22 protein-coding genes are annotated in these 23433 nt (G+C 59.9%); 7 read left to right on the top strand and 15 right to left on the bottom strand.

The features are described 5' to 3' along the window. Positions 1-23 precede the first annotated feature (23 nt). From Q0S71_RS02480 to Q0S71_RS02495, 4 genes are all read right to left on the bottom strand, one after another. The gene (locus Q0S71_RS02480) at positions 24-854 is read right to left on the bottom strand and encodes a response regulator (protein ID WP_295990826.1); all 831 of its coding nucleotides are present in this window, start codon (positions 852-854) and stop codon (positions 24-26) included. Beyond that, positions 847-2547 (bottom strand): ATP-binding protein, encoded by a 1701-nt coding sequence (locus tag Q0S71_RS02485; RefSeq protein WP_295990829.1) that lies wholly within the window; start codon positions 2545-2547, stop codon positions 847-849. Before Q0S71_RS02485 ends, Q0S71_RS02480 begins: the two co-directional genes overlap by 8 nt. Positions 2548-2549: 2 nt before the next feature. Continuing rightward, positions 2550-3272: a Crp/Fnr family transcriptional regulator gene (locus Q0S71_RS02490; RefSeq protein WP_295990832.1), complete on the bottom strand. Its 723-nt coding sequence runs from the start codon at positions 3270-3272 to the stop codon at positions 2550-2552. Positions 3273-3776: 504 nt separating this feature from the next. Next, positions 3777-3992, bottom strand: a complete 216-nt coding sequence (locus Q0S71_RS02495) for a cold-shock protein (RefSeq protein WP_295990841.1) — start codon at positions 3990-3992, stop codon at positions 3777-3779. Between the two features lie 338 nt (positions 3993-4330). Between Q0S71_RS02495 and Q0S71_RS02500 the strand changes: the two genes are divergently transcribed. From Q0S71_RS02500 to Q0S71_RS02520, 5 genes are all read left to right on the top strand, one after another. Then, entirely contained in the window at positions 4331-4723 is a 393-nt protein-coding gene (locus Q0S71_RS02500) for a response regulator (RefSeq protein ID WP_295990851.1), read from the top strand. Continuing rightward, entirely contained in the window at positions 4720-5871 is a 1152-nt protein-coding gene (locus Q0S71_RS02505; protein ID WP_295990854.1) for a sensor histidine kinase, read from the top strand. Before Q0S71_RS02500 ends, Q0S71_RS02505 begins: the two co-directional genes overlap by 4 nt. A gap of 365 nt (positions 5872-6236) precedes the next feature. Further along, positions 6237-6830, top strand: a complete 594-nt coding sequence (locus tag Q0S71_RS02510) for a site-specific integrase (protein WP_295990857.1) — start codon at positions 6237-6239, stop codon at positions 6828-6830. A 127-nt stretch (positions 6831-6957) separates the two neighbouring features. Beyond that, complete coding sequence (locus Q0S71_RS02515; protein ID WP_295990861.1) at positions 6958-7998, top strand: PIN domain-containing protein; 1041 nt, start codon at positions 6958-6960, stop codon at positions 7996-7998. A gap of 102 nt (positions 7999-8100) precedes the next feature. After that, complete coding sequence (locus Q0S71_RS02520) at positions 8101-8886, top strand: spermidine synthase (RefSeq protein WP_295990864.1); 786 nt, start codon at positions 8101-8103, stop codon at positions 8884-8886. 7 nt (positions 8887-8893) lie between these two features. On the opposite strand, the gene Q0S71_RS02525 is transcribed toward Q0S71_RS02520, so the two are convergent. Further along, positions 8894-10639, bottom strand: a complete 1746-nt coding sequence (locus Q0S71_RS02525) for a recombinase family protein (RefSeq protein WP_295990867.1) — start codon at positions 10637-10639, stop codon at positions 8894-8896. A 75-nt stretch (positions 10640-10714) separates the two neighbouring features. Between Q0S71_RS02525 and Q0S71_RS02530 the strand changes: the two genes are divergently transcribed. After that, a complete protein-coding gene (locus Q0S71_RS02530; protein ID WP_367185267.1) occupies positions 10715-11317 on the top strand; it encodes a spermidine synthase in 603 nt (200 codons plus the stop codon). Positions 11318-11348: 31 nt separating this feature from the next. On the opposite strand, the gene Q0S71_RS02535 is transcribed toward Q0S71_RS02530, so the two are convergent. Then, positions 11349-12905 (bottom strand): PLP-dependent aminotransferase family protein, encoded by a 1557-nt coding sequence (locus tag Q0S71_RS02535; RefSeq protein WP_295990869.1) that lies wholly within the window; start codon positions 12903-12905, stop codon positions 11349-11351. 103 nt (positions 12906-13008) lie between these two features. On the opposite strand from Q0S71_RS02535, the gene Q0S71_RS02540 reads away from it, so the two are divergent. Continuing rightward, the gene (locus tag Q0S71_RS02540) at positions 13009-13704 is read left to right on the top strand and encodes a pyridoxamine 5'-phosphate oxidase family protein (protein ID WP_295990872.1); all 696 of its coding nucleotides are present in this window, start codon (positions 13009-13011) and stop codon (positions 13702-13704) included. Positions 13705-13706: 2 nt separating this feature from the next. Here the strand turns inward: Q0S71_RS02540 and Q0S71_RS02545 are convergent, their stop codons facing one another. From Q0S71_RS02545 to Q0S71_RS02585, 9 genes are all read right to left on the bottom strand, one after another. Continuing rightward, positions 13707-14219 (bottom strand): hypothetical protein, encoded by a 513-nt coding sequence (locus Q0S71_RS02545; protein WP_295990878.1) that lies wholly within the window; start codon positions 14217-14219, stop codon positions 13707-13709. After that, positions 14197-14598, bottom strand: coding sequence for a hypothetical protein (locus Q0S71_RS02550; protein ID WP_295990879.1), 402 nt, complete (start codon positions 14596-14598; stop codon positions 14197-14199). Before Q0S71_RS02550 ends, Q0S71_RS02545 begins: the two co-directional genes overlap by 23 nt. 266 nt (positions 14599-14864) lie before the next feature. Beyond that, the gene (locus Q0S71_RS02555) at positions 14865-16505 is read right to left on the bottom strand and encodes a hypothetical protein (protein WP_295990883.1); all 1641 of its coding nucleotides are present in this window, start codon (positions 16503-16505) and stop codon (positions 14865-14867) included. Further along, complete coding sequence (locus Q0S71_RS02560; protein ID WP_295990885.1) at positions 16502-18520, bottom strand: DUF4175 family protein; 2019 nt, start codon at positions 18518-18520, stop codon at positions 16502-16504. The genes Q0S71_RS02555 and Q0S71_RS02560 overlap by 4 nt, the downstream gene beginning before the upstream one ends. After that, positions 18504-19499, bottom strand: a complete 996-nt coding sequence (locus Q0S71_RS02565) for a hypothetical protein (protein ID WP_295990888.1) — start codon at positions 19497-19499, stop codon at positions 18504-18506. Before Q0S71_RS02565 ends, Q0S71_RS02560 begins: the two co-directional genes overlap by 17 nt. A gap of 53 nt (positions 19500-19552) precedes the next feature. Then, positions 19553-20446: a DUF58 domain-containing protein gene (locus Q0S71_RS02570; RefSeq protein WP_295990891.1), complete on the bottom strand. Its 894-nt coding sequence runs from the start codon at positions 20444-20446 to the stop codon at positions 19553-19555. 8 nt (positions 20447-20454) lie between these two features. After that, positions 20455-21462: a MoxR family ATPase gene (locus tag Q0S71_RS02575; protein WP_295990934.1), complete on the bottom strand. Its 1008-nt coding sequence runs from the start codon at positions 21460-21462 to the stop codon at positions 20455-20457. Beyond that, positions 21462-22082, bottom strand: a complete 621-nt coding sequence (locus Q0S71_RS02580; protein WP_295990894.1) for a DUF4159 domain-containing protein — start codon at positions 22080-22082, stop codon at positions 21462-21464. Before Q0S71_RS02580 ends, Q0S71_RS02575 begins: the two co-directional genes overlap by 1 nt. 12 nt (positions 22083-22094) lie before the next feature. Further along, positions 22095-23432, bottom strand: a complete 1338-nt coding sequence (locus tag Q0S71_RS02585; protein ID WP_295990896.1) for a TldD/PmbA family protein — start codon at positions 23430-23432, stop codon at positions 22095-22097. Between the last annotated feature and the right edge of the window lies 1 nt (position 23433).

The following is a 23433-nucleotide window of genomic DNA, read 5'->3' on the forward strand; positions in this document are numbered from 1 at the left end:
AGGATAGGTTTCTAGAGGTACCCTTAAGGAATGATGTTTTCTTTGGACTTCAATTTGTTAGCCATCTGCGTAATGTCGCGACCGACACCTCGATACCCGACGAACCGGCTAGATTCGTCAAAGATTGGTTCGCCACTCACCTGAAGATATTGCACGATTCCCTCGGGTGCTGTGCGGCTATAAATGAAATCAAGGAAAGGTTTCCGCTCCGCAATATTTTGTTCTAACTGCGCCTTTTCGGCCGGGTCCCATCCCTTGCTATTGCTGTCGTGACCAATGCCCACCATATCGGTCACCGGGCCGGACCAGTTAGTTAGCTTGCTATTGACGTCCTGTTCCCAGTACCAATCCGTCGACAGCTCGGCAAAACGCTGAAAGCGCGCTTCGCTAGCGCGGAGTTCAGCAGTGCGTTGGATCACAGTTTCTTCCAGATGCTGGTTGTAACGGTTGAGTTGGCGATGCAACAGACGCACCTCCAGCATGTTGCGGATGCGCGTTTCGACCTCAACCAATTCAAACGGTTTGCTGACGAAGTCTTTGGCTCCAGCTTGGAGAGCGTGCAGCTTATGGCTTGGTTGTGCTGTGATGACGAGCACCGGTACGTATCCGTCAGGTTCGATGGCTTTAAGTGCTTCCAATACCTGAAACCCACTCATGCCCGGCATTTGCAAATCAAGCAGGATCAGGTCGTAATGATGTTCCTGATGCATAGCGCAGACCGCAAACGGATCAGTTGTACCAGTGACTTGTGTATAACCTGCGTTACTGAGCACCTGCTCAAGCAACAATACGTTCGCTTCTTGATCATCAACAATCAATATGCTTGCGCCGAGAAGGTCAGGTGAATTAATCATGAATAGCCCTTGTATGGTCAGCTGCAAAATTTAGAGCAAGATCCAGAGCCTCCATGAACTCGACCACTTTGATTGGTTTCGTCAGATATCGGAAAAATCCGGCTTCAATCCCTTTTTCTATATCTCGCGGCATAGCGTTCGCAGACAACGCCAACACGGGAATATGTGCGGCCTCGACCGACTCCTGCAATAATTTTAGACAGCCATAACCATTCATACCCGGCAGATTTATATCCATTAAAATAACGTCTGGAGAGTAGTTACGCGCCAACTGTACGCCCGTGTGACCATCGGTAGCAGTCAATAGCTTTAGGTTAGATCGTCTCGCAACCAATTGCTCTACCAAAATGAGATTGGCAGGATTGTCTTCCACGTAAAGTACCGTACGCATTGGTGCGTGTTCATCAGTAATGCCCAAATTGGCTAAATTTAGGATGGCGGCCTCTAGAGTCGGTTTTTCAGTGGCGGTCAAATTAATCCAGAACGTCGTGCCGATACCCGCTTCGCTTTCAACGCCTATCGCACCACCCATGAGTTCTACCAACTGCTTAGTCACGACCAAGCCAATGCCGGTGCCTTCTTCGAGGCCATGCTCTCGGCCCAAACGGTTAAAGGGTTGAAATAGTTGATCGAGTTGCTCCGCACTCAAACCGAAACCAGAGTCGGTGATTCGGATATGCACTTGCCGGGTATTGCCTGCAGCCACTTCGGCGCTAATCGTAATGCTGCCCCCGTTACGATTGTACTTAATAGCATTCGATAAAAGATTAATTAGAACCTGCTTTAGGCGAGTACGGTCTGCATGTACGAAGAATGGCTGATCCATGTTCATGAAACGCATGTTGATACCGCGCTTTTCTGCCTGCGGCCCCATCATCGCCTCGCAATCCTTGAACACTTCTGACAAGCCCATTGCCTCCTGCGACATCATTACCTTGCCCGATTCGACCATTGCTAAGTCGAGTATCTCGTTAATCAACTGCAACAAATACCAGCCACCCTTAAGGATTTGGTCAAGCGAGCGCTGCTGCGCTACGCTCGGCGGTGGCTTTTCAGACGCCAATAGCTGTGCGAACCCCAATACAGCGTTCAGTGGTGTCCGGAGTTCGTGACTCATACTCGACAGGAACTCAGACTTGGCGCGATTGGCCTTTTCAGCTGCGGCTCGTGCCGCTTCCAGTTCTTTATTAGTCTCTCGCAAGGCGTCCTGCTGTTCACGCAGTAGCGCATCAAGTTTTTCCTGCTCCGCTTGTACTTGCTTGCGCGCAGTGTTGTCAGTCCCCATCAACAGATAGCCGATAATCTTCTGGTCACTATCGCGCAGCGCAATAACGGATACGATAGCCGGCAGGCGGCTGCCATCCTTACGTACGAAGGTCAGCTCATAGCTGTCTTCAATACCGCGCGTCGCCTTGAAAACAAGAGCCTGAAAGCCAGGTTCTACCACGCAGCCGAATTCCAGACTCAACGCCTGGGCACGCACTATAATTTCTGATGCATCGGAGATGACGGCCGGCGAAATGAGGTTTACAACCTCTGTTGCACTGTAGCCGAGCATGCGTTCTGCTCCAAGGTTGAATATCTGGATAACACCTTGTGCATCGGTGGCTATACTGGAGAAGTTAGGGATGTTGTGAATCGCCAACTGGAGTGCCTCAGCCTTTAATAGGGCTGCATTAGGTAAATCGGTCATAGTTATCCTTGGCGCTGCTGAACGTCAGACAGCAACCGTGCAAATTCTTTATTTACAACAGAGTAGCACTCACAGGTCGTCTTCTCCAGCCCTGATCGGTCGATGACACTGATATGGCCCCGACGGCAACTGATGTAGCCATACTTCTGTAAATTACCAGCGGCGACGGTTACACCTTCGCGCCGCACACCGAGCATATTAGCAATCAATTCCTGTGTCATGACAAACTCGCTACCATCTAGGCGATCAAGCGTCAGAAGCAACCACCGACATAGTTGCTGTTCCACTGTGTGATGACGGTTACACACTGCCGTTTGCGACATCTGAGTCAACAAGGCCTGTGTGTATCGCAATAGCAGCCGCATCACCGGCCCTGCGCGGTTGAATTCTTCCATTAAAATGTGAGACTTTAAGCGGTAGCCATGGCCGCCTGTCTGAACTACTGCACGGCTTGGCGTTGTATCGCCGCCCATGAATAGTGAAATTCCCACGATGCCTTCGTTACCGACACCGGCGATTTCCGATGAGTTACCATTTTCCAGCACATAATGCAGCGAAACGATGGCCGAGGTAGGGAAATAAACGTAATTATGCTTAGCGCCAGATTCATACATTACGTCACCTAGTCGCATTAACTGCGGCTCTAGATACTGGGCGATGCGCTGGAAATCACTGTCAATCATGGCAGCGAGCAGGCGGTTTTGATTAGGATTGTTAAGACGCACAAACACCTTACGGATCTAATTGTTAGCTAGATGAGCTGTGAACACGGCCAACGACGGCCAGCCACTAAGATAACACAACTCGAAATGTGAGTGCTAGCCCCAGTGAGCTGATCATTTGGCAAGCAGGCGTCACGTTGTTAGGACAACAAGATTTACTGAATCAGGAGTTAGGTGTCCATGCTGCACGTACACGTAAATAAGCCCGCAGAAGCGGGCTTATTTATTCAGTATGATGCATGACTCACTGATCACCCCGGCTATCTGCCGGGTGTCATCAGACACCTGCCACCCGAACTATCTGCTCGGTGTGGCCGGTTAATATAAGCCATTGTCCCGCTAAACCACTTTCTCCAGACCCTGGCTATCTGCCAAGTTTCCGAAGACGGTTGGAGGGGGGGCGGCGCAACAAGGCGCATGGTAATGCGACCTTCATCTGGGTGTAGCATGCCTTCAACGGCGAAGACTCTTCTCGCACGGAGATGCCGTGCACGGTTATACCACCGATCAGGAAACAACCTGGATGTTGCCGGCTTTCTCGCCTTTAGGGCCAACGCTGCGCTCAAACGAGACGCGTTGGTTTTCTGACAGGCTCTTGAAGCCGTTCGATTGGATGTCACCAAAATGGGCGAAGAGATCAGCGCCGCCTGCGTCTGGCGTGATAAAGCCAAAGCCTTTAGCGTCGTTGAACCATTTAACAATACCGGTTTGTTGAATACTCATGATTATCCCTTTGATTAAAATAATAGGCAACTTTGCCATAAAGGCACTTGAAACCAAGAATTAAAACCGAAGGATAAAACTGAACGACCGGAAGATGCAGCCATGCGGAATTGGGACCAACAAGATTACGACTTGATGCAAGTACAGACCGCAATATACATGAACTTCGTTCGATTTCCTACTTTTTTATTTATTTCCCCAAAGAATGAATTTGCAGATGGCAAACTGTACGCTAACGTACGTAGAAAACACAAAGCTTAGGTGATACTTTGAAGGGGTTTGCTTTCCCCCTAGCCGAGCATTTTTCTTTCGGTTTAAAGCAATAACCGGAGAAATATATGATGATTTTAATTGTCGAAGATGACTTTGACCTGGCGGAAACCTGCTCAATGGTGCTGGAAGCTAGTGATTTCGAGGTGCAGGTGGCGCATAGCGCTGAGGATGCATTGGAGAAAATGTCAGTACGCAAGCCTGACCTGCTAATTTCCGACTGCGTCCTACCTGGCCGTTCAGGCCTAGAGCTTAGCCAGCAAATACGTAGTCATCATGATCGCACCGTGTTACCGATTTTACTCATGAGTGGTTCGCTCCGCAATCAGGTTGCGCACGGCGATAGCTTTGACGGCTTCCTAAATAAGCCCTTTTTAGCTGAAGCTCTCCAGGCAGAGGTCAGCCGGCTTTTACAGCCTGTTCGCCAAAACGTAACTAATTCAGCGGGCGGCAACTCATGAAATTAGCTGCCTTCATCCTGGAAAATATGGAGCCGATATTAAATGAATGGGAAGAGTTTGCCTCTTCCCTAGCACCTCTCGAAGATGCGACCAAGATTGAGCTGCGCGATCATGCGGCAGCCGTGCTCAAGGTCATTGCGAAAGATCTGGAGACCCCGCAGGCGGAACATCAGAGCATTGCAAAATCAAAGGGACAGGCCACCCCGCTCGGCGGCAATACCGCCGCGCAGTTGCACGCCGAAGAGCGAGTCGCTGCGGGCTTTTCCGGCGAGCAAGTGATGGCGGAATACCGGGCTCTTCGCTCCAGTGTGCTGCGTTTATGGGCGCATAATGCCGAGATAGCCACACCCAGTGGTATTCAGGACATGATCCGGTTCAACGAAGCGATCGACCAAGCGCAGACCGAATCGATGGCGCGTTATTCAAAAATGCTGCGGGAGGCACAAAACCTGTTTCTGGCCATTCTCGGGCATGATGTCCGCACGCCTTTGGGCGCAGTCAGCATGGGGGCGCAAGTATTGCTAATGGATCAGACATTGCCGTCCAAAGCACTCAAGGTAGGTTTGAGAATTCTCAATAGCTCTAAACGGATGGATGCCATCGTGCGCGATCTGCTGGACTTTTCCACTACCCATTTGGGCGAGGGCATTCCAATTGATCCGCGTACTGTTGACCTGCTTGAGATCTGCCAGCACACGATTGACGAGGCTCGAACCTTCCATCCTGACAGACAATTCGAATTAAAGGCGGAAGGCAACCTTGTCGGTGCATGGGATGGCCAACGGTTAGGCCAAGCATTTTCAAACCTCATCTCCAATGCAATCCAGCACAGCACCCCAGAGAGTGCCATCAAAGTATCCATATCAGGAATGGACAACCAAGTAGTATACGAGGTGCAAAATGATGCCGAAGCTTTCTCTCCGACAAAATTGCGCACCCTATTTGACCCGGTCAGACGTTTCGCGATCCGGCCCGCCAATGAACGTGTTGGGGCGCGCATGCAAAATCTGGGATTGGGTCTGTACGTGGTTAAGGAAATCGTCAATGCCCACGATGGCCAGATTTCTGTCACCTCTAGCAAAGAGCATGGTGTGACCTTTACTGTGCGCTTGCCACGTCAGGCTCCTCATCGCAGACTGGACGACTAAACGCGAACTGTTATTTCTATGATCGACTGCGCCCTCCTGCTGTTCATCAACGGCAGGGAAAATCCGCTGTCGAAGGTATGATGTCCCCAGTGTGTCCAGCCATAACCACAGGGCAACCGCTGGTAGCTAATATAAACCGATAGTGCCACCTGTCGAAATGGTCCTAGCGGCGATCTGCGATTGAAGAGCTTTCAGTCAAGTTCAGATTCTATTAGTAGACAGTCAAAAAAATGTTTACAAAATGCAATTAGTAACCATTGTGGCTGACTGAGCCACTCCTGCGATGTACGAGGTCCCAAGGGCTGGATAGAATGTTTAAATATTGCAAAATTGCAATACTTTTAAACCATTCTGGAGGTGATCCGATGCGGGAAGGTCAAGCGAAGGTACTGAGCGAGCGGCAGCTGTCCCGCGTCGTCAACGTGGTGAAGAAGAAGGCGCACGCCAAGCGAAACGTCGCGTTGCTCTACTGCTCATTTGGCCTCGGCCTACGTGCGAAGGAAATGGCCGCGCTGCGCATCAAGCATGTGCTCGGCGTCGATGGGAACCTGCTCGAAGAAGTGAACCTTACCGGCTCGATGACTAAAGGCAGCAAACAGCGCCATGCATACCTGACCAACCCAAAAGTGGTCGCGTCGATCCGTGAATTCATCGCAGACCGGCAGCAGCGCGAAGGCATCCTGTTCAACCTCGAAGCGCCGTTGTTCAAGTCACAGAAAGGCAGTTCGTTTTCGCCGAACAGCTTACAGCAGCTCTTTCATCGCATGTACACGGATGCAAAGTTACAAGGCGCATCCAGTCACAGCGGTCGTCGCACGTTCGCCACAACGCTGATCGAAAAGGGCGTGGACATCAAGGCTGTGTCCACGCTGATGGGCCACTCGTCCATCGCCATGACCGCACAATACGTCGAGGACAACCCTGTGCGTCTCAAGCAAATCTGTACAGACCTGTTCTAGCCGTCGAGGACAACATGCTGCTTGTTTCTTCTATTTGTATGAGGAACGTGTTGTCCCCGGCATCGCGAAATCGTGACCTCGTCTGTGCGACAATTCGTTGCAACAACATCACCAGAGTAGGCACAGTATGTTCAACATCTTGATTGACACCAGCGTATGGCTTGACTTGGCTGAGGATGCGAAGCAGACGCCATTGTTGTCAGTCATTGAAGAAATGATCAAGGCAGGCTTGGTGACACTAATACTGCCCGACATCGTAGTTCATGAATTCAAGGCCAATCGTGATCGAGTTGCCAAGGCAAGCGTGAAGAGTTTGTCCAGTCACTTCAACTTGGTCAAGGATGCCGTCAGAAAAGTGGGCGGCGACAAGCGCCGGACGGACGCCGTGCTGAGCCATCTGAACGACGTAAACCACAAAATACCAATCGTTGGCGGCGCTGCCGAACATACACTGACTCGCATCGAAAAAATCTTCGAGTCGTCGCAAATAGTCCGGCCTGCTGATGATGTTGTGCTGCGAGCCGCGCAGCGGGCGATAAAAAAATTGGCTCCGTTTCACAGTGGGAAGAACTCCATGGCAGATGCCGTGCTGATGGAGACATACCTCGCGGCAGCGAGTGCCAAATCGTCAGCCGGCCAGCGCTTCGCTTTCGTCACCCATAACACTAGCGATTTTAGTGTCGTGCAGGGGAATCGAAAGTTATCTCATATTGACTGGGGTGCTACCGCGTTCTCGCGAATCAAGTCCCTCTACTTCATCAACTTGGCGGAGGCGTTGCGCCGCGTCGAGCCATCGTTCGTTTCGGAATTGCTATGGGAGCAGTCGTGGAACCAAGAGCCAAGAAGTCTTACCGAAATGCTTCGCGAGGAAGACAAACTCACCATGCAGGTTTGGTACAACAGGCATTGGGTGCGGCGAGAAAAAATTGAAGCTGGCAAAATCAAGATCGTTGAAAAGGAAACCGATGCCCAGCTCCGATCAAGGCGCGAGGCGACAATTCAAAAGGACATCTGGGCTGGCGCACTGAAATCCGCGAAGGCGGTAGAGAAGCGTTACGGAAAACAGAATCTCGGCCCGTGGACTGACTTCGAATGGGGAATGGTCAACGGAAAATTGTCAGCAATTCGGTGGATGCTTGGCGATGAGTGGGACATGCTGGACACCTAACCAGCACTGTTTTGACCCTGTGGGGACAACACGACTGCTTCTTATGTAAACGTATTGAAGCAATGTGTTGTCACCATGTTGGGCCTGTTAAACTGAGCGACTATGTCTAAGTCTTCAAAATTCTTCACGGCCGATATTCGGTTCGACCAGCCGGGTTATCCTCCTGCCACCATCACGGAATTCGAAGGGGTGCGCAGTCTGCACCTTGGCACGTCGTGGGTACAGGGAGCGATGCGACTTTCGAAGCCCGATAACATCGAGCTTGAGTATGTTCAAATGATGATGATGTGGCTTTTATTCGATGACAGCCCGCGTCACATCGTCCAGCTAGGCCTCGGCAGTTCGGCACTGACCAAATTCTGCTACCGCCGCTTCCCTCAAGCCCGCGTCACGGCAGTTGAACTCAATCCCAATGTGATCGCCATGTGCGAGGCGCAGTTCGGCCTGCCTTCCAACGATGCACGGCTTAATGTGGTGGAAATGAACGCGCTCGATTTCGTCCTCAATAAAGCAAATCATGGCACGGTCGATGTGTTGCAAGTGGACTTATACGACCAAGAGGCGCGTGGACCAGTGCTTGACTCACAAGAGTTTTACCAAGGCTGCTTCGATTGTCTGAGTGAAGACGGCATCATGACAACGAATGTCTTCGGCGACGATTTCATCAACTACGATAAAAACCTGCAAACAATGGGCCTGGTATTCGATGCGCTGGTGTGGCTGCCAGAAGTCCATGACGCCAACATCGTTGTCATCGCTTTCAAGAAATCACCATCGCTGGATTTCAGCGTGCTCTACGAACGTGCTGCTCATATAAAGAAGACGTTGAACTTGCCAGCCAAAAATTGGGTAAACGGCTTAAAGGGTTGGATGCTCGATCAGCAGTAGTTCAATATCAAGCCGCTTTCAAGCGATCCAAGCCAACTTTACCAACGACATTGTGATCAGCTTCCATCACCTGTCCATTCTTCACGGTTCTTACAATCCCATTGCGCATGAATGCTATGAAGTAATGCTTCGCCCTGTCTGGCTTGGTCTCTGTATCGACGTAAGCCTTAATGCGATCTTCCTCGTAACCATAGCTCCGTAACTCTGTCGTCAGTTTTTCAATCTCTTCTGGCGACGATGGTTTGCAAGGACCACCAGAAAATAGCAACAACCTGCGAACAACCTTCTGCACTTCAGACTGCATGCGACTCCTGAAATGCATTCGTTCTTCCGGCTCTGCATCCATAGCTTTAAGCTGCTCCATCAACTTACCCAATACCTCGTAGGAATGCTGTTCGTCTTGTGCAGTGTTCGTCAAGGATTGGAGTTCGCTCTGAAGTTCAAGGCGCAGCTTCTTCAGGTCATTCATCTGGCCTTCAAGGGTGCGCGTCCGCGTGACCAGCATTTTGATGTCCCCACCTGTTTCCATGGCAATCATCAAGTTGCTAAAACGTTTTTCAGAATTTTCCAACATGCCTTCGCAAGCAACCAATTCGCTCCGTTTCGCGGTGATAGCATTCTTGCTTGTTTCATCGCCTAATACGCGGAGTGCGTCGACTTCGCGGGTAAATTCCATGAACTCAGATTCCAGGTCTCCGATATTGTACGAAGTGCCGATGCAACCTGCGCCGTCCAACGACTTCCCACAATAAAGGTTTCCCGGTCGTGTAGAGGATCTATTTCGCACATGCATTCCGGTACCACAGTAGCCACACTTCACTATGCCTTGAAAGATATTAAGGTAGCGCCCTTTACGGCCTGCTGAAACTGATCCTTGATCGCGGTCACGCTCTTTCCGAAGTGCTTGAACTTCGTAAAATACTGATTTCTCGATGATTGGTGGATAGTAGTCTTCGACGAACGTATTCGTCGTGGTTTGACCATTGTGGTCTTGATCTAGCTGGAGCACACCGATTGCGGCGATATTTTTCAGAGTAAAGTTCACCGAACTGCTCTGCCAGTACTTTGCACGGTGGATAGTCGGAATGCCCTGCTCATTGAATTGACGGACAATGCTCCAGCCACCCATGCCGTCTTTAGAAAGTTGAAACATCCGTCGGACGATAGCGGCTTTTTCTTCAATAATTTCGTAGTGCGACCTATCGGCGGAAACTTTCAACCACCAAGGGCATCGCTTTGACAGTACTTCTTTATGTTGTTTCGCCCTGTCCTTCTTTGCATCCCATGCGGCCTTCACCCGTTTAGACTTCATCGCTGATTCTTCATGAGCGCGTGACATGGAGACCAATGCAGTCAACAATGGCAACCAATCGTTCTTCAAGCGTTCCTTGCTGTAAATCGCGGAGTCGGTCAGGGTAACAATGGTGATGCCACGGTTGATAATCTCCTGAAAGATGACCAGTGCTTCCGTTACAGGTAAGCGAGACAGGCGATCAAGCGATTCAACCAGCAGGTATGAGTCTGGCGAAACCGTTCCGTTGTCAATCGCAGCGATGAACTGGCCTAACGCGCCATGCTCATAGTTGGAGCCATAGAATGCAGAAACGCCGAGATCATGAACGTGGAGCGTTTCGTCGAGGGTGAGGCCATGTTGGGCTGCATACTGCGCGGAGGCCGTCATCTGGCGGCGGAGTGAGTCGCCCTTCTGTTGCTCTAACGAGGAAAACCGGACGTATGAGTATGCTACTGGCATGGGCTAGAGGATGGTGACCGAGGTGCAGATTATATCCCTCCCTGGCCCTGGGTGTGTCAAATTGACCAAGGGATTATGATGTGGCTGCTGTTCGAGGAGCGCCCGCGCCACGTCGTCCAGCTCGGCCTCGGCAGCGCGGCGCTGACCAAGTTCTGCTACCACCGCCTGCCGGACACGCGGGTCACGGCCATCGAGCTGAACCCGAACGTGATCGACATCTGCCACGCCCAGTTCGGCCTGCCGCCCGATGACGACCGTCTCGCCGTGCGGCGCATGGACGCGCTCGACTTCGTGCTCGACCCGGCCAACGGCGACAGCGTCGACATCCTGCAAGTGGACCTGTACGACGAGGACGCGCGCGGCCCGGTGCTCGACAGCCCCGAGTTCTACCAGGCTTGCCACGACTGCCTGCGCGACGGCGGCATCATGGTCACCAACGTCTTCGGCGACTACAGCAACTACGACAAGAACCTGCTGACGATGGAGCAGGTGTTCGATGCCGTCGTCTGGCTGCCCGAAGTCCACGACGCCAACATCGTCGTCCTCGCCTTCAAGCGCTCGCCGGTGCTCGACTTCAGCGTGCTGTATGAGCGCGCCGCCGGCATCAAGACGCGCATGAATCTGCCGGCCAAGTCGTGGGTCAACGGTCTTAAATCATGGATGCTGGACCAGCAGTAAACGCGCGGCGTCAGCGGCGGCGGGCGGCGGCTTAGGTGGACGTGGCGGCCGTGGCGACGGAGGAGCCGGCGGCGGCGGCGGTGGCCGGACCGGCGCTGGTGGAGTCGGCACCGGCGTCGGCATGCGCCGCCGGATGCAGCGCCGCCGCCAGCTCGCGCACCAGTCCATCCATCTGCTCGGCCGGCACCTGGGCGTAGCCGAGCATCAGCCCATTCCAGCCGCCGGCGCCCTGCGTGCGCTGCGCGCTCAAGGCATGCGCCACGATGCCGCGCTGGCGCGCCTGCGCGCTGATAGCCGCGTCGTCCAGCGCCTCGTCGTGGAAGCGCAGCGCCAGATGCATGCCGGCCGACGCCCCATGCACCGTCGCGATGACGCCGACGTGGCGCCGCACGGCCGCGATCAGCGCATCGCGCCGCTGCCGGTACAGCCGCCGCATGCGCCGCAGATGCAGCGCGAACTGGCCGCTGCGCAGGAACTCGGCCAGCGCCAGCTGCTCGGCCACGCGGCCGCGCGCCGCCGACTGCGCGCGCATCCGCGCCAGCGGCGCCGCCAGGCCCTCAGGCACGACGACGAAGGCCAGCCGCAGCGACGGAAACATGGTCTTGCTGAAGGTGCCCAGGTACAGCACCGGCGCGTCCGGCGCCAGGCCCTGCATGGCCGACAGCGGCGCGCCGTCGTAGCGGAATTCGCTGTCGTAATCGTCTTCGATAATCAGGGCGCCGGCCGCCCGCGCCGACTCTATCAGCGCCAGCCGGCGCCGCAAACTGAGCACGCTGCCGGTCGGATACTGGTGCGACGGCGTGGTGTAGATCAGGCGCGGAGGCCGCAGCAGCCAGTCGTCGGCGCCGGGCGCGATGCCATCGTCGTCGACGTCGATGCCGGCCACGTTCAGGCCCGCGCCGCGCGCCGCCGCCAGCGCGCCGCCGTAGCCGGGATTCTCCAGCCACACCGTATCGCCATCGTCGGCGAAGGCACGACAACACAAATCGAGGCTGCTCTGCGTGCCGTCCGTGATGAAGACCTGGCCGGCGTCGCACACCACGCCGCGCGACGCCCGCAGATGATCGGCGATCGCCTCGCGCAGCGCCGGCTCGCCGGCCGCGTCGGCGTAATTAAGCTGCGCCGTCGACAGCGCGCGCCAGGCCCGCTCCAGCATGCGGCGCCACAGCGTCAGCGGAAAGTGGTCCAGCGCCGGCACGCCGGTGACGAAAGCGCCCATCATCGACGCCGCATCCGGCGGCGCGCGCAGATCGCGGGCGCGGCGCGACAGGCCGGCGTGCAACTGCGGGGGCGAGGTCGCCGCCGGTGCCGCAGCCTGATGCGCGGGCGCCATCGACACCACTGTCGTGCCGCGCCGGTCGGTCGTCACGAAACCCTCGCTGGCCAGCTGCTCGTAGGCGTACAACACCGTGTTGCGCGCCACGCCCAGCTCCGCCGCCAGCGCGCGCGTCGCCACCAGCCGGGTGCCGGCGGCCAGCGTGCCATGGCGGATCGCCGCCCGCAGACACTCGTGCAGCAGACGCTGACGCGGCCAGCCGCGATGGCGATGCTGTTCGGTGAAGCTGGAAATGAGCAGCGCATAATCCATGTGTTACTCCAATCTGTGGCCCCAATAAATAGACGATTACTGGATCTTTATTCAGAACCAGCATTCCATTATATTGGTCACTCAACTTTTTGGGATGGAGATCATGAACGAGTCAGTCACGGCGGCAGCCGCAGCATCAGTGGAAGCCAGCGCCGCAGCCCAAGCGCCGAGCGAGCGCACCCGCGTGCGCCGTTCGGCCAACCGCAGCGTCTACGACCGGGACGCGCTGCACGCCGTCATCGACGCCGCCTATCTGTGCCACGTCGCCTTTTACGACGATCGCGGCCCGCACTGCATCCCGACCGCCTGCTGGCGCGAGGGCGAGCACCTGTACGTCCACGGCTCGAACGGCAGCCGCATGATTAAGCGATTGCTCGAAGCCGACAGCTGCACCACCATCACCCACATCGACGGCCTGGTACTGGCGCGGTCGGCGTTCAACCATTCGATGAACTACCGCTCGGCGATGATCTACGGCCGCTACGAGCGCGTCGAGGGCGGCGCCAAACGCCCGGCGATGGCAGCGTTCATGGACTCGCTGCTGCCGGGACGCAAGGCCGAAGTCCGGCCCGGCAACGACCAGGAATACGCCGCCACCACGGTGCTGCGCATCGCGCTCACCGAAGCGGCGTGCAAAATCCGCAGCGGCGGCCCGAACGACGACGAAGCGGATATGCGCTGGCCGGTATGGACCGGCGTGCTGCCGCTGGCGCAGGTCCAGGGTGAGCCGGCAGCCGATCCGGCATCGACGGCGCCGATGCCCGATTACGTGCGGAGCTGGCCCGCTCGGCAAATTTGACCTCAGTCGTTTATCGGAATAAAAGGAATTTGATGAGGTGCTTGGTCTTTCAGATAAGTCGCCTCGGCAGCCATCTGCTTGAGGCGCTCGTCATATTTTTTACGGAGATCTGGCGCCAGCGCTTCGCCCCGGCTGCGTACCAGGCCGTGTTTAAGGTCGGCATGCCCCATGTATTCTTCCCGCGTATCGACCACTTCCGAACCAAGACGGCGTATCGCGCGCGCCGAAATCAGCGCCAGCCCGGTGTACATTTTGGGAGGAACGTCGGCAGGCAGTTGTACCCATCGCTTCGCATAGGCCTTTGCGAGCCAGCACGCGACGTAGCGCCCCCGGTTCACCGACACTTCGTCCCGCTCAGGAGGCGATGCGAATGCCTGCGGCGACAGTTTGTTTTTCTTTAGATGATAAGGCGACAGGATCGCTCTGACTAATATCTCGTCATCCGCAATATTCCTGGGTATCGATTTGAACAGCGCCCGCGTAACCCACGCGCTAATTGCGATTTTCCATAGCATTCTGGGCTGGGCTTGCCGCCACCGTTGCAACCGCAAAGTTAATGTCTTCAACATTAAACTCCCGCATAGCGCCCTCGAGCAGGATGGCGGTTCCCGTCGTCGGAGAGGTATAGAAGCTGAACAATTCGCGTCCGAGTTCGAGGCTGGCAACGCCCAAAGCCGCCTCCCATTCCATCAGCACCGTCCCCGCGACGCTGGGCAGGACGGCATCCGGCAGTATCGTCAAGCCCGGCAATACGGCGCGCGCGTGCGAGATGGCGCCCTCGTCGATAGCGGCGGCGCCATAGCCGTCCCAATCATCGGTCAAATTGGCGATTTCATTCAATTGTTCCAGCAAGTCCGAACCCGGAAATGCGGTCGCGTCGATTGTGCTTGTCATTATCGTTTGCTCCGGATCGTCAAAGCATACCACCAGCCGCACACCGCACTTTGATCTTACGCGCTCACGACAGCGCCGGTCAGCGCCAAACAGGGCAAGCATCGGCGGCATGGCCGCATACTGCAGCGTCGTATCCTGAGCTGGCCGCAACCGCCCGCGATCGGCACGCGGCAGCGAAATCGGGGTCAGGACCGGGGGGCAGGCCATGGTTTCGCGATCGGGGGCATCGCTATCGGAGTCAGACCACGGTACCGGCTCTCACGCAGTTAGCGCCGTTCGCGCCACCATAGTCCCAACATCGCCAGCGCGAAGGCGACGCCGAACGGCGCCACCGGCAGCGGCGTGCGCAGCGGCGCTTCGGCGACCGGCGTGCGGGCCGCGTATTGCGCCGTCGCGTCCTGGCGCAAGGCCTGCTGCCACAAGGGCCAGTCCGATTTGGCGTAGACGTATTCCATCGCCGTCTGCGCGCCGCTGCTCAATTTGAGCCAGCCGGCCTGCTTCGGCCAGACGGCGGCGCACAGCGCGTCGGCCTTGTCGGCGCGCGGCTGCCATGCGCCGGCGGGCAAGCCGTCGGCCTGCATCGCCGCGCCGGCGCCGACGGCCGCCGCACCACCCTGCACGCACACTTCGCTGCGCCATCCCGGCACCGGCATCGGGTCCGGGAACTGCCACGTCAATTTGCGCGCGCTGCCCAGCGCCGTCTGATCGAGCACGGTCTGCCACCACAAGGCCAGCGCGTTCGGCGAGGTGATCGCGTAGCGGTGCCAGTCCGACACGCCCAGCCAGACCACGCTCCCCTTTTGCCAGCCGCGCCGCCACATCCACGGCTGCTGCTTGCCGTCCAGCGCCAGCACGGACCACGGCGGCGCGACTTTATCGTCCGGATTCAAGCCGGCCGGCGGCAGCGACATCGCCGTAACGCCAGCGCCAGTTCCACCAGCGCCGCCGAACTGGCGCATGTCTTCCTTCTCCGTGGTGTTCGACTGGGGATGCAGACGCAGTCCGAAGTCGCGCTGCCACATGACGCCATCGGCCGCGTTGCCACCCAAAACGATCAGCGGCAAACCTTGCGCCACCTGCGCCAGCAGGGCCGCGCGCGCCGCCGCGTTCAAATGCTCGACATACGCGGCATCGGCCACCAGCGCATTCGGTTCCGTCAGCGGCGCGCGCGCGGTTTCGCTGCGGGCGATGGCCTTGCCCAGCGTGACCTGCCAATCGAGGACGGCGCCGCCATCGGTCAGCAGCTGGTTCAGCGCGCGCGCGTCGAACGACGGCGCGTCGAAGCGGCCCAGTATCTGCAAGGGCAAGGCCGCCTGCACCTGCAAGGGCAGCGGTCCTTGCGCGATGGTCTTGCCGGCCGCGTCGAGCAGGCGCGCCTGCAACACCATCGCCTCGGCCACCGGCGGCAGCCACTGCACCGACAGTTGCGCCGCCGCGCCGCCGGCCGTGGTCTCGGCGATGACTTCCTGGTTCTCGGCCAGCAGCTGCAAACGCCAGCCGGCCTGCGGCTGCGCGCGGCGCACCGTCAGCGTGAAGACCCGGCCCAGCGTGAGCGCGCGCGGGAAATCCAGGTGCAGCACGTCGGCCGCCGGCGGCGTCCATTGCAGCGGACGCGCGGGCAGCTCGCGCCATTGCGATGCGCGCAGACCGGCGCCGCTCAGCGCAATCACGTGCGCCTGCGGCACCGCCAGCAGCGCCGCGTCATCGACGTCGCCGCCATCGGTCTTGAGGACGACGGTTTTCGCGCCGCCGGCGGGCAGGCCATAAGCGGATAGCTCCGTGGACAGCATCGCGGCCAGCGCCAGCGCCGCCGCCAGCGCCAGCGCGGCATTGAGCCACGCGCGCTTGCGGCCATACAGCGCGGCGCTGGCCACGCCCGCGATCAATACTGCAATACTGGCCATCATGGCTGCTCCTTGCCGCGCCAGGCCTGGCGGAATGGGGTATCGGCCAACGGCGTCGCCTGCAACAGCACCGGCACGTCGGTCAGCGTATCGCGCAGATAGGCGCTCAGCACGCCGCGGCAGGCGACGCAGCCGTCGGCCACGTCCTGCACCGCGCGCTGCGCCGCCAGCTTCTGTTCATCACCGGCGATGTGCGCCGCGATCACTTCGCGCGCCGCCTTGCTCCACAAGGCCGGCAGCGCGTCGTCGCCCGCCAGCGCCTGTATCAGGTCGCGCACTTCCGCCGGCACCGTCACGCTGGCCGCACCCTGCGCGCGCTTGTAACTGAGCGCGCCGACGATGTCGCCGCTCATGCGCTTTTCTTCCTTGATCGCCGGCGGCACGAAGGCCGTGCGGTGCAGGTAGACGCGTTCGGCCTGCTGCAATTCCTTGATCGCGTCGAGCGCCTTGTACTCGGGCGGCAGCGCCGTTTTCGGCGCGATCGCCCGCAGCGATTTCTCCGCGTCCCACATCGCCGCCAGCGCGCGCTTGAGCACCGCCTTGGTCTTCGGATCGAAGATGGTGGCGTTGTCGACCTGGTCGTGCGCGTGGCCGAATTCGGCGATCAGCGTGGACTCCGTGTCCTTGGCCGCGCCGCCGCCCTCGTGTTCATGGTCGTGGTCCGGGCCGAACAGGTTCGATTCCTCGCCCAGGAACTGGCCGTAGCGCAGCCGCAGCGCCGCCTGGTCGGTGGCGATGGCTTCACTGCGGTCGCGCTGCGCCGCCGCGCTCATTTTCGGATTGGCGGCGAGATCGGCCACCAGCTGCTCGGTGTCGATGATGACCTGGCGCTGGCTGCGCAAACTCTCCGGCTTGGCCATCGACGGCAGCGCCGACGCGTCCAGGTCTTCCGATTCGGGACCGGGCAGGCGCAAGGTGTAGGTCGGCGATTGCGTCGTGTGCGGGTGCTCGGGCGCGTTGTCGGTGGCGCGCACGAAGAAGTACAACTCGTCGCCCGGCTCCATGCCCAGCTCCGCCAGCGTCCATTCCTTGCGCCAGCTGCGCACGTGCGGATCGCCGCCCCCCGGCAGCGGCACTTCGCGGTCGCTGAAGCGGATATTCTCGCCGCTGCCGCGCGCCAGCGTCATATGCAGGCTGGCGCGGACGACGGCGTAATCGTCGCGCGCGATGACGGACAGCGCGGCGCTTTTCGCATCCTTGTTCAGCACCTGTATCAAATCGTTCGGCAGCAGGATCTTCACCTGCGGCGCCTGGTCGGCCAGCACGCGCACGTTGTAGCGCGCGCCATCGTGGCCGCGCGCGCGCCAGAACAGCGATTCGGTCGCCCGCCATTGCGCGCAGTCCGGCGCGACGGTCAGCACCTGGCCGTCGCTCAGCTCCACCACCGGCGCGGCGCCGGCCGGGTGTTTCACGCACCAGCGCACGACGCTCGATTCCGGCACCTGTATATCGCGCGCCGCCGTCTCGAATGCGGCCACGCCGGTGTAGGCCGGCGGCGCGACGGTCAGATAAACCTCGCCGTCGACGATGGCTTTCGCCACCGGCGCGGCGACCGCCTTCGCCGCGGCCACGCCCTGCTTGTGCTGCCAGCCCCAAACGGAGCCCGCCAGCACAAGGCTTAACAGCAGCGGCGCGGCGTTGAAGCGCACCCGCGTGCGCGCGATGGCGCGGTAGTCGTCGGCGCCCAGCGCGGAGACGAGGCGCGCCTGCAGGCGCTTTTGCTGCAATCGGGCGATCACCGATGACGGCGCGCCGTCGAGCAGCGCGCTGCTGTCTTCCAGCGCCGGCACGGCGGCGTCGAGCCACGCGGTCCAATGGTCGGCGACGCGACGGCGCCAGAGCCAGATGTCGATGGCGATCCATGCCAGCCAAAGCAGCAGCGGCAGCGCGGCCAGGCCGGCGCCGAACGACAGCGGCAGCCACAGCAGGGGCAACAGCGTGAGCACCCACAACGGCGCGCGGCGGCGCAGCGCGGCGAACAGCAGCCGTCCGCGCAAGGTATCAGTGGCGCCGTGCATGGGTCAGTATCCGTTCGAGTGAAAATAAGGCGAGCAGCAGCCACGCCAGCCATGCCGCCGGCGCGGCGCCCGGCATCGCGGCGCGGCCGGCGTCCAAGACCTGCGACGATGCCGGATAGGCCGGCGCGGCATGCGCCAGCAGCTGCCAGGTTTCATAAATGGCGCGCGCGCCGTCCCCGTCTTGCGCGGGCCATGCGCTGGAGGCCCACACGCGGCCGCGCGCGGTAGCGGCGTATTTCAGCGTCAGCCCGTTCACGCTGAGCGACGGCGCGGCCGCCAGTTCCGGCAGCGCATCGGGCGCGGTCCACCACAACGGCGCGCGCCATGCCGGCGGCGGCGCGCTGCCGGGCAAGTCCCACACGATCAATTCGGTTTTGCCGTCCGGCGCATCGGCCACCACGTAACGCTGCGTGGCGCCGCCGGCGAGATTGAAAGCGGCGAACAGCGCGTGCCATGCGGCGGCGCGTTCCGGCGTCGTCGCCAGCGCGATGCGATGCTCCGTGTTCGCGACGGCGGCTTTAGGTAGGGGCGCTTTGATGCGCAGCGTAAGGGCGTGCGCAAACTGCGGCAGCCGCGCCGGCATCGCCACCTTGGCGCCGTCGGCAACGATCAGCAGCCGCGCGTCGCCGCGCCATTCGTGTTCGTGGCTGTGCAGCCAGGGCAGGATATCGGCCTCCATCGCGGCCTCCATCGCGGCCGCCATGGTCACGCGCGCGGCGGCGCCGAATCCGGCGGAGTCGATTTGCTGCCGCGCCCACGCCTGGTCGACGCCGGCGTCGACCAGCACGGTATCGCCGCGCCACGGGAACACGGTGACGGCCAGCCAGGCGATCAAGGCCAGCAGCAGCAGGCAGCGCGCCAGCAGCAGCAAGAGGTCCGACCACCGCCACACGCGCAGCTGCTCCGGCGCCGCCGACGGCAGGAAGCGCGCGGTCGCCAGCGGCTCGGCTTTCAGGCGCTGGCGTTTTTGGCGATGCAACCAGATCGGGATGAATAAAACCGGCAAGGCCAGACACCACAATGCTTGAATACTCAACATCTTGCGCGCGCCCCCGCCAGTTGCAGCCAGCCGCGCAGCACGGCGCCCAGCGGCTGTTCGATGCAGGCGTTGTGGCGCACGATGTCGTGCTGCCGGCATTCGGTGTTCAGCGCGTCGAAGTGCGCGCCCAGTTGCTGGCGATAGGCGGCGCGGCCGGCCGCCGTCAGCCGGTGCAGGCCGTCGGCCTGTTCGGGATCGCGGTAGGCGGCGCCGGTCTTGAAGCTGGCGTCGACTTCGGCCTGCGTCTGCAAGCTCAGTATGCGCACATCGTGCTGCAAGTGGCGCAGTCGCAGCAGCGCCTCGCTCAAGGGCGAAGGCCAGTCGAGGAAATCGCTGGCCGCAAAAATCAGACTGGGCGAACGGGCGAAGTGCAGGTTCGCTTTCAGCACCTCAGCGCTCGGCGCCAGGCCGTCCGCCCTGCTGCGCGACAGCTGCGCCAGCACGCGCTGCAACTGGCGCGGCCCGCGTGAAGCCTGGGTGAATTCGACGCGGCCGCGGGTGCAGACCACCAGCCCGAACGCGTCGCCCTGGCGCTGCGCGATGGCGGCCAGGCAGGCCAGCATGGAGCGCGCGAACCACAGCTTGTCGATGCCGTTGATGTCGCGGCTAGGCTCGGCCATCGACGCCGTCGCGTCCAGCCATAGCCAGACGGCGACGTGGCTGTCGCGCTCCGCTTCGCGCACGTAGTAACGGTCGGCGCGCGCCAGCAGCTTCCAGTCGACGCGGCGCCACTCGTCGCCCGGCGTGTAGGCGCGGTACTCCGAGAACTCGACGCCGGCGCCGCGTTCGCGGCCGGCGTGGAGGCCGTGTCCGAGTCCGGCCAGCACGTGGCGGATAATCAGATTCAGGTCGGTGGTGTGCGCCATCAGCGCGGACGTTTGCAGCATCGCGGCGCTTAATCGGGCCGCACGTGCTCGCGCAGCGCGGTCAGGATATCGGCGATGGCGACGCCGTCGGCCTCGGCCTCGAAGTTGCGCAGCACGCGGTGCGCCAGCACCGGCAGCAGCATGGCGGCGATGTCGTCGCGGGTGACGGCGAGGCGGTTGTGCATCAGCGCGCGCGCCTTGGACGCCAGCACCAGCGCCTGCCCCGCGCGCGGACCGGCGCCCCAGCCGACGTGCTTCTTCACGCTCGCCACCTCGGTGATGGCGGGGCGGGTGGCGCGCACCAGCCGCGTCGCATACTTGAGCAGATGGTCGCCGATCTCGATGTCGCGCACCAGCAGCTGCAGCCGCAGCAGCGTCGCCACGTCCATCACCGGTTCGGCGTCGGCCAGGCCGGCGTGGGTGGTGGCGGAAATCATCGCGATCTCCTCCTCTTCGGTCGGATAGACGACGTCGATGCGCAGCAGGAAGCGGTCCAGCTGCGCTTCCGGCAGCGGATAGGTGCCGGCCTGCTCGATCGGATTCTGCGTCGCCAGCACGAAGAAGGGCCGGGGCAGCATGTGGGTCTGGCCGGCGAAGGTCACGCTGCGTTCCTGCATCGCTTCGAGCAGCGCCGATTGCGTCTTCGGCGGCGCGCGGTTGATCTCGTCGGCCAGCAGCACCTGTGTGAACACCGGCCCTTGCTGGAAGCGGAACTCGCGCTTGCGCGTCGCATGGTCCTCCTCCAGGATTTCGGTGCCGACGATATCGGACGGCATCAGGTCGGGCGTGAACTGCACGCGGCGGAACTGCATGTCCGTGGCCTGCGCCAGGGACTTCACCAGCAGCGTCTTGCCCAGCCCCGGCACGCCTTCGACCAGCGCGTGGCCGCCGGCCAGCAAACAGATAATCAGCGAGTCGATCACGTTTTCCTGACCGATGATGACCTTCGCCATGCTGGCCTTGAGCGCCACCACTTTGGCGCTCAGGGCGCCGATTTCATTTTCACTCCAGGACCGCACATCGCTTTCAGACACAATCAGGCTCCCAACGCATATTGAATAATATTGATCGCAAAGCGGGTGTTGTCAATCACCAGCCAACGCTTGTTGCGGAAGTCGTAATCCCACTCGCAACCGTAGTCCTTGTTACTGTATAAAACGCGCAGCCGGCCGCCGATCTCGATCGCCTTCAAATAATCGTGAACCAGGTCATCGCCCCATCCGTTGAGCTCCACGCTGGTGTTCGGCGGCCCGTCGAAATGGAAGAAGCTCGAATAGATGGCGTGGTTGTTGGGGATCTTGTGCAGGGCCCTGGCGCCGAAGATGCGCGCCATCTCGGCCTCGAACGATTTCGCGAACAGGCCGTCGATGTCGTGGTTGCAGTCGTCGACGAATAAAAAGCCGCCGCCCTTCACATAGCGCTCGATGTTCTTGCGTTCGGCCGGCGTGAACTGCACCAGCTTGTGGCCGGCGAAATAACAGAACGGCGCCTCCAGCATCTTCGGGTCGGACAGCGCGACGATGCGTTCGACGGGATCGACGCGCAAGGTCGTGTACTCGACCAGCGAATTGAGCACGTTGCTCGGCATGCGGATGTCGACATCCCAGTCGCCCGACTCGTAAGTGAGGCGGGTGAAATAAAAATCGTAATTGGCCATCAACCGCGCGGCTTACACCGCATCCGACAGGGAAGTGAAATTGAAGTCGCGGATTTTCATCGGCGGTATCATCATCTGGTACGGCACTTCGTCGCCGGCGATCAGCTGCGGGCGGCCCAGCTCCTCGATATTGTTCAGCATCGAGACCGGGCTTTCGTTGAAGCGGAAATTCTTGATCGGGTGCTTGATCTTGCCGTTCTCGATGTAGAAGGTGCCGTCGCGCGTGAGGCCCGTCAGCAGCACCGACTGCGGATCGACCATGCGGATATACCAGGTGCGCGTGACCAGCACGCCCTTCTTGGTGGTCGCGATCAGTTCTTCGAGCGACTTGCTGCCGCCGGCGATCATCAGGTTGCCGTGGCGGGCGGTGGCGATCTTGCCCTGCTTCTGGGCCCAGAAGCGCGAGTAGTCGAGCGACGAGATGACGCCGTTCTTGACCACGTCGGTGCGCTGGCGCGGCATCATCGACTGGCTGTCCCACGCCAGCACCGGCACGTCCTTGTCCCACGGGTCGGCCCAGATGTTGACCTGCTCGTCGAACAGCTTTTCGCCCAGGCGATTGCCGCCGCCCTTCTTCGACAGGAAGCTGCGGCCCTCGTCGGCGCGGCGCGCGTCGAAGCCGCCGAACATGCGCCCTATCAGTTCCGAGGTCGCCGCCGGTTCCAGAATCACCGTGTAGCGGCCCGGCTCCAGCGCCTTGGCGTCGACCGAGTGCAGCGCTTTTTCTATCGCGATGTCGGAAATGCCGCGCGCGTCGAAGCGCTTGGCGTCGCCGACGGCGCTGCTGGACCAGCCGGAGCCGCGTCCGTCCTCGGTGCGCACCGTCAGCGAAAAATCGAGGCTGGTCTGCTGCTGGTAGCCGAACAAGCCGTTCGAATTGGCGATCACCTGGAAGCCCGTTTCGTCGGTGAAGAAGCCGGCCGCCACCAGGTTCTGCTTGCGCGCAGCGTTGATGCTCTGGGCCGCGACGTCGGCGCGGAAGTCGGGATCGATGGCCGCCGTGTTGGCGTTGTAGGTGTCGGAGGCCTTGAATTCCTGCTTGCCGATGGCCGCCAGGAATTCCGGATTTTCCGGCGCCAGGCGCGCCACGTCTTCGGCGCGGCGCACGGCTTTTTCGAGCGAGGCGTCGTCGAATTCGTTCACCGACGCGGTGCCCTGGCGCTTGCCGAAAGCGACGCTGACGGTCAGCTGCGTGTTCTCGACCAGCCCCGCCGTGGAGACGCTGTTGCGCGCATAGCGGATATTGCCGGTGCGTTTGCCGTCGATGGAAACGCGGCATTCGTCGGCGCGCGACAGCGCCATTACCTTGTCGCAGATACGTTTCGATTCTTCCTGATTGAGCAGTTTCATC

The organism is Rugamonas sp., assembly GCF_025354735.1.
GTDB lineage: Bacteria > Pseudomonadota > Gammaproteobacteria > Burkholderiales > Burkholderiaceae_D > Rugamonas.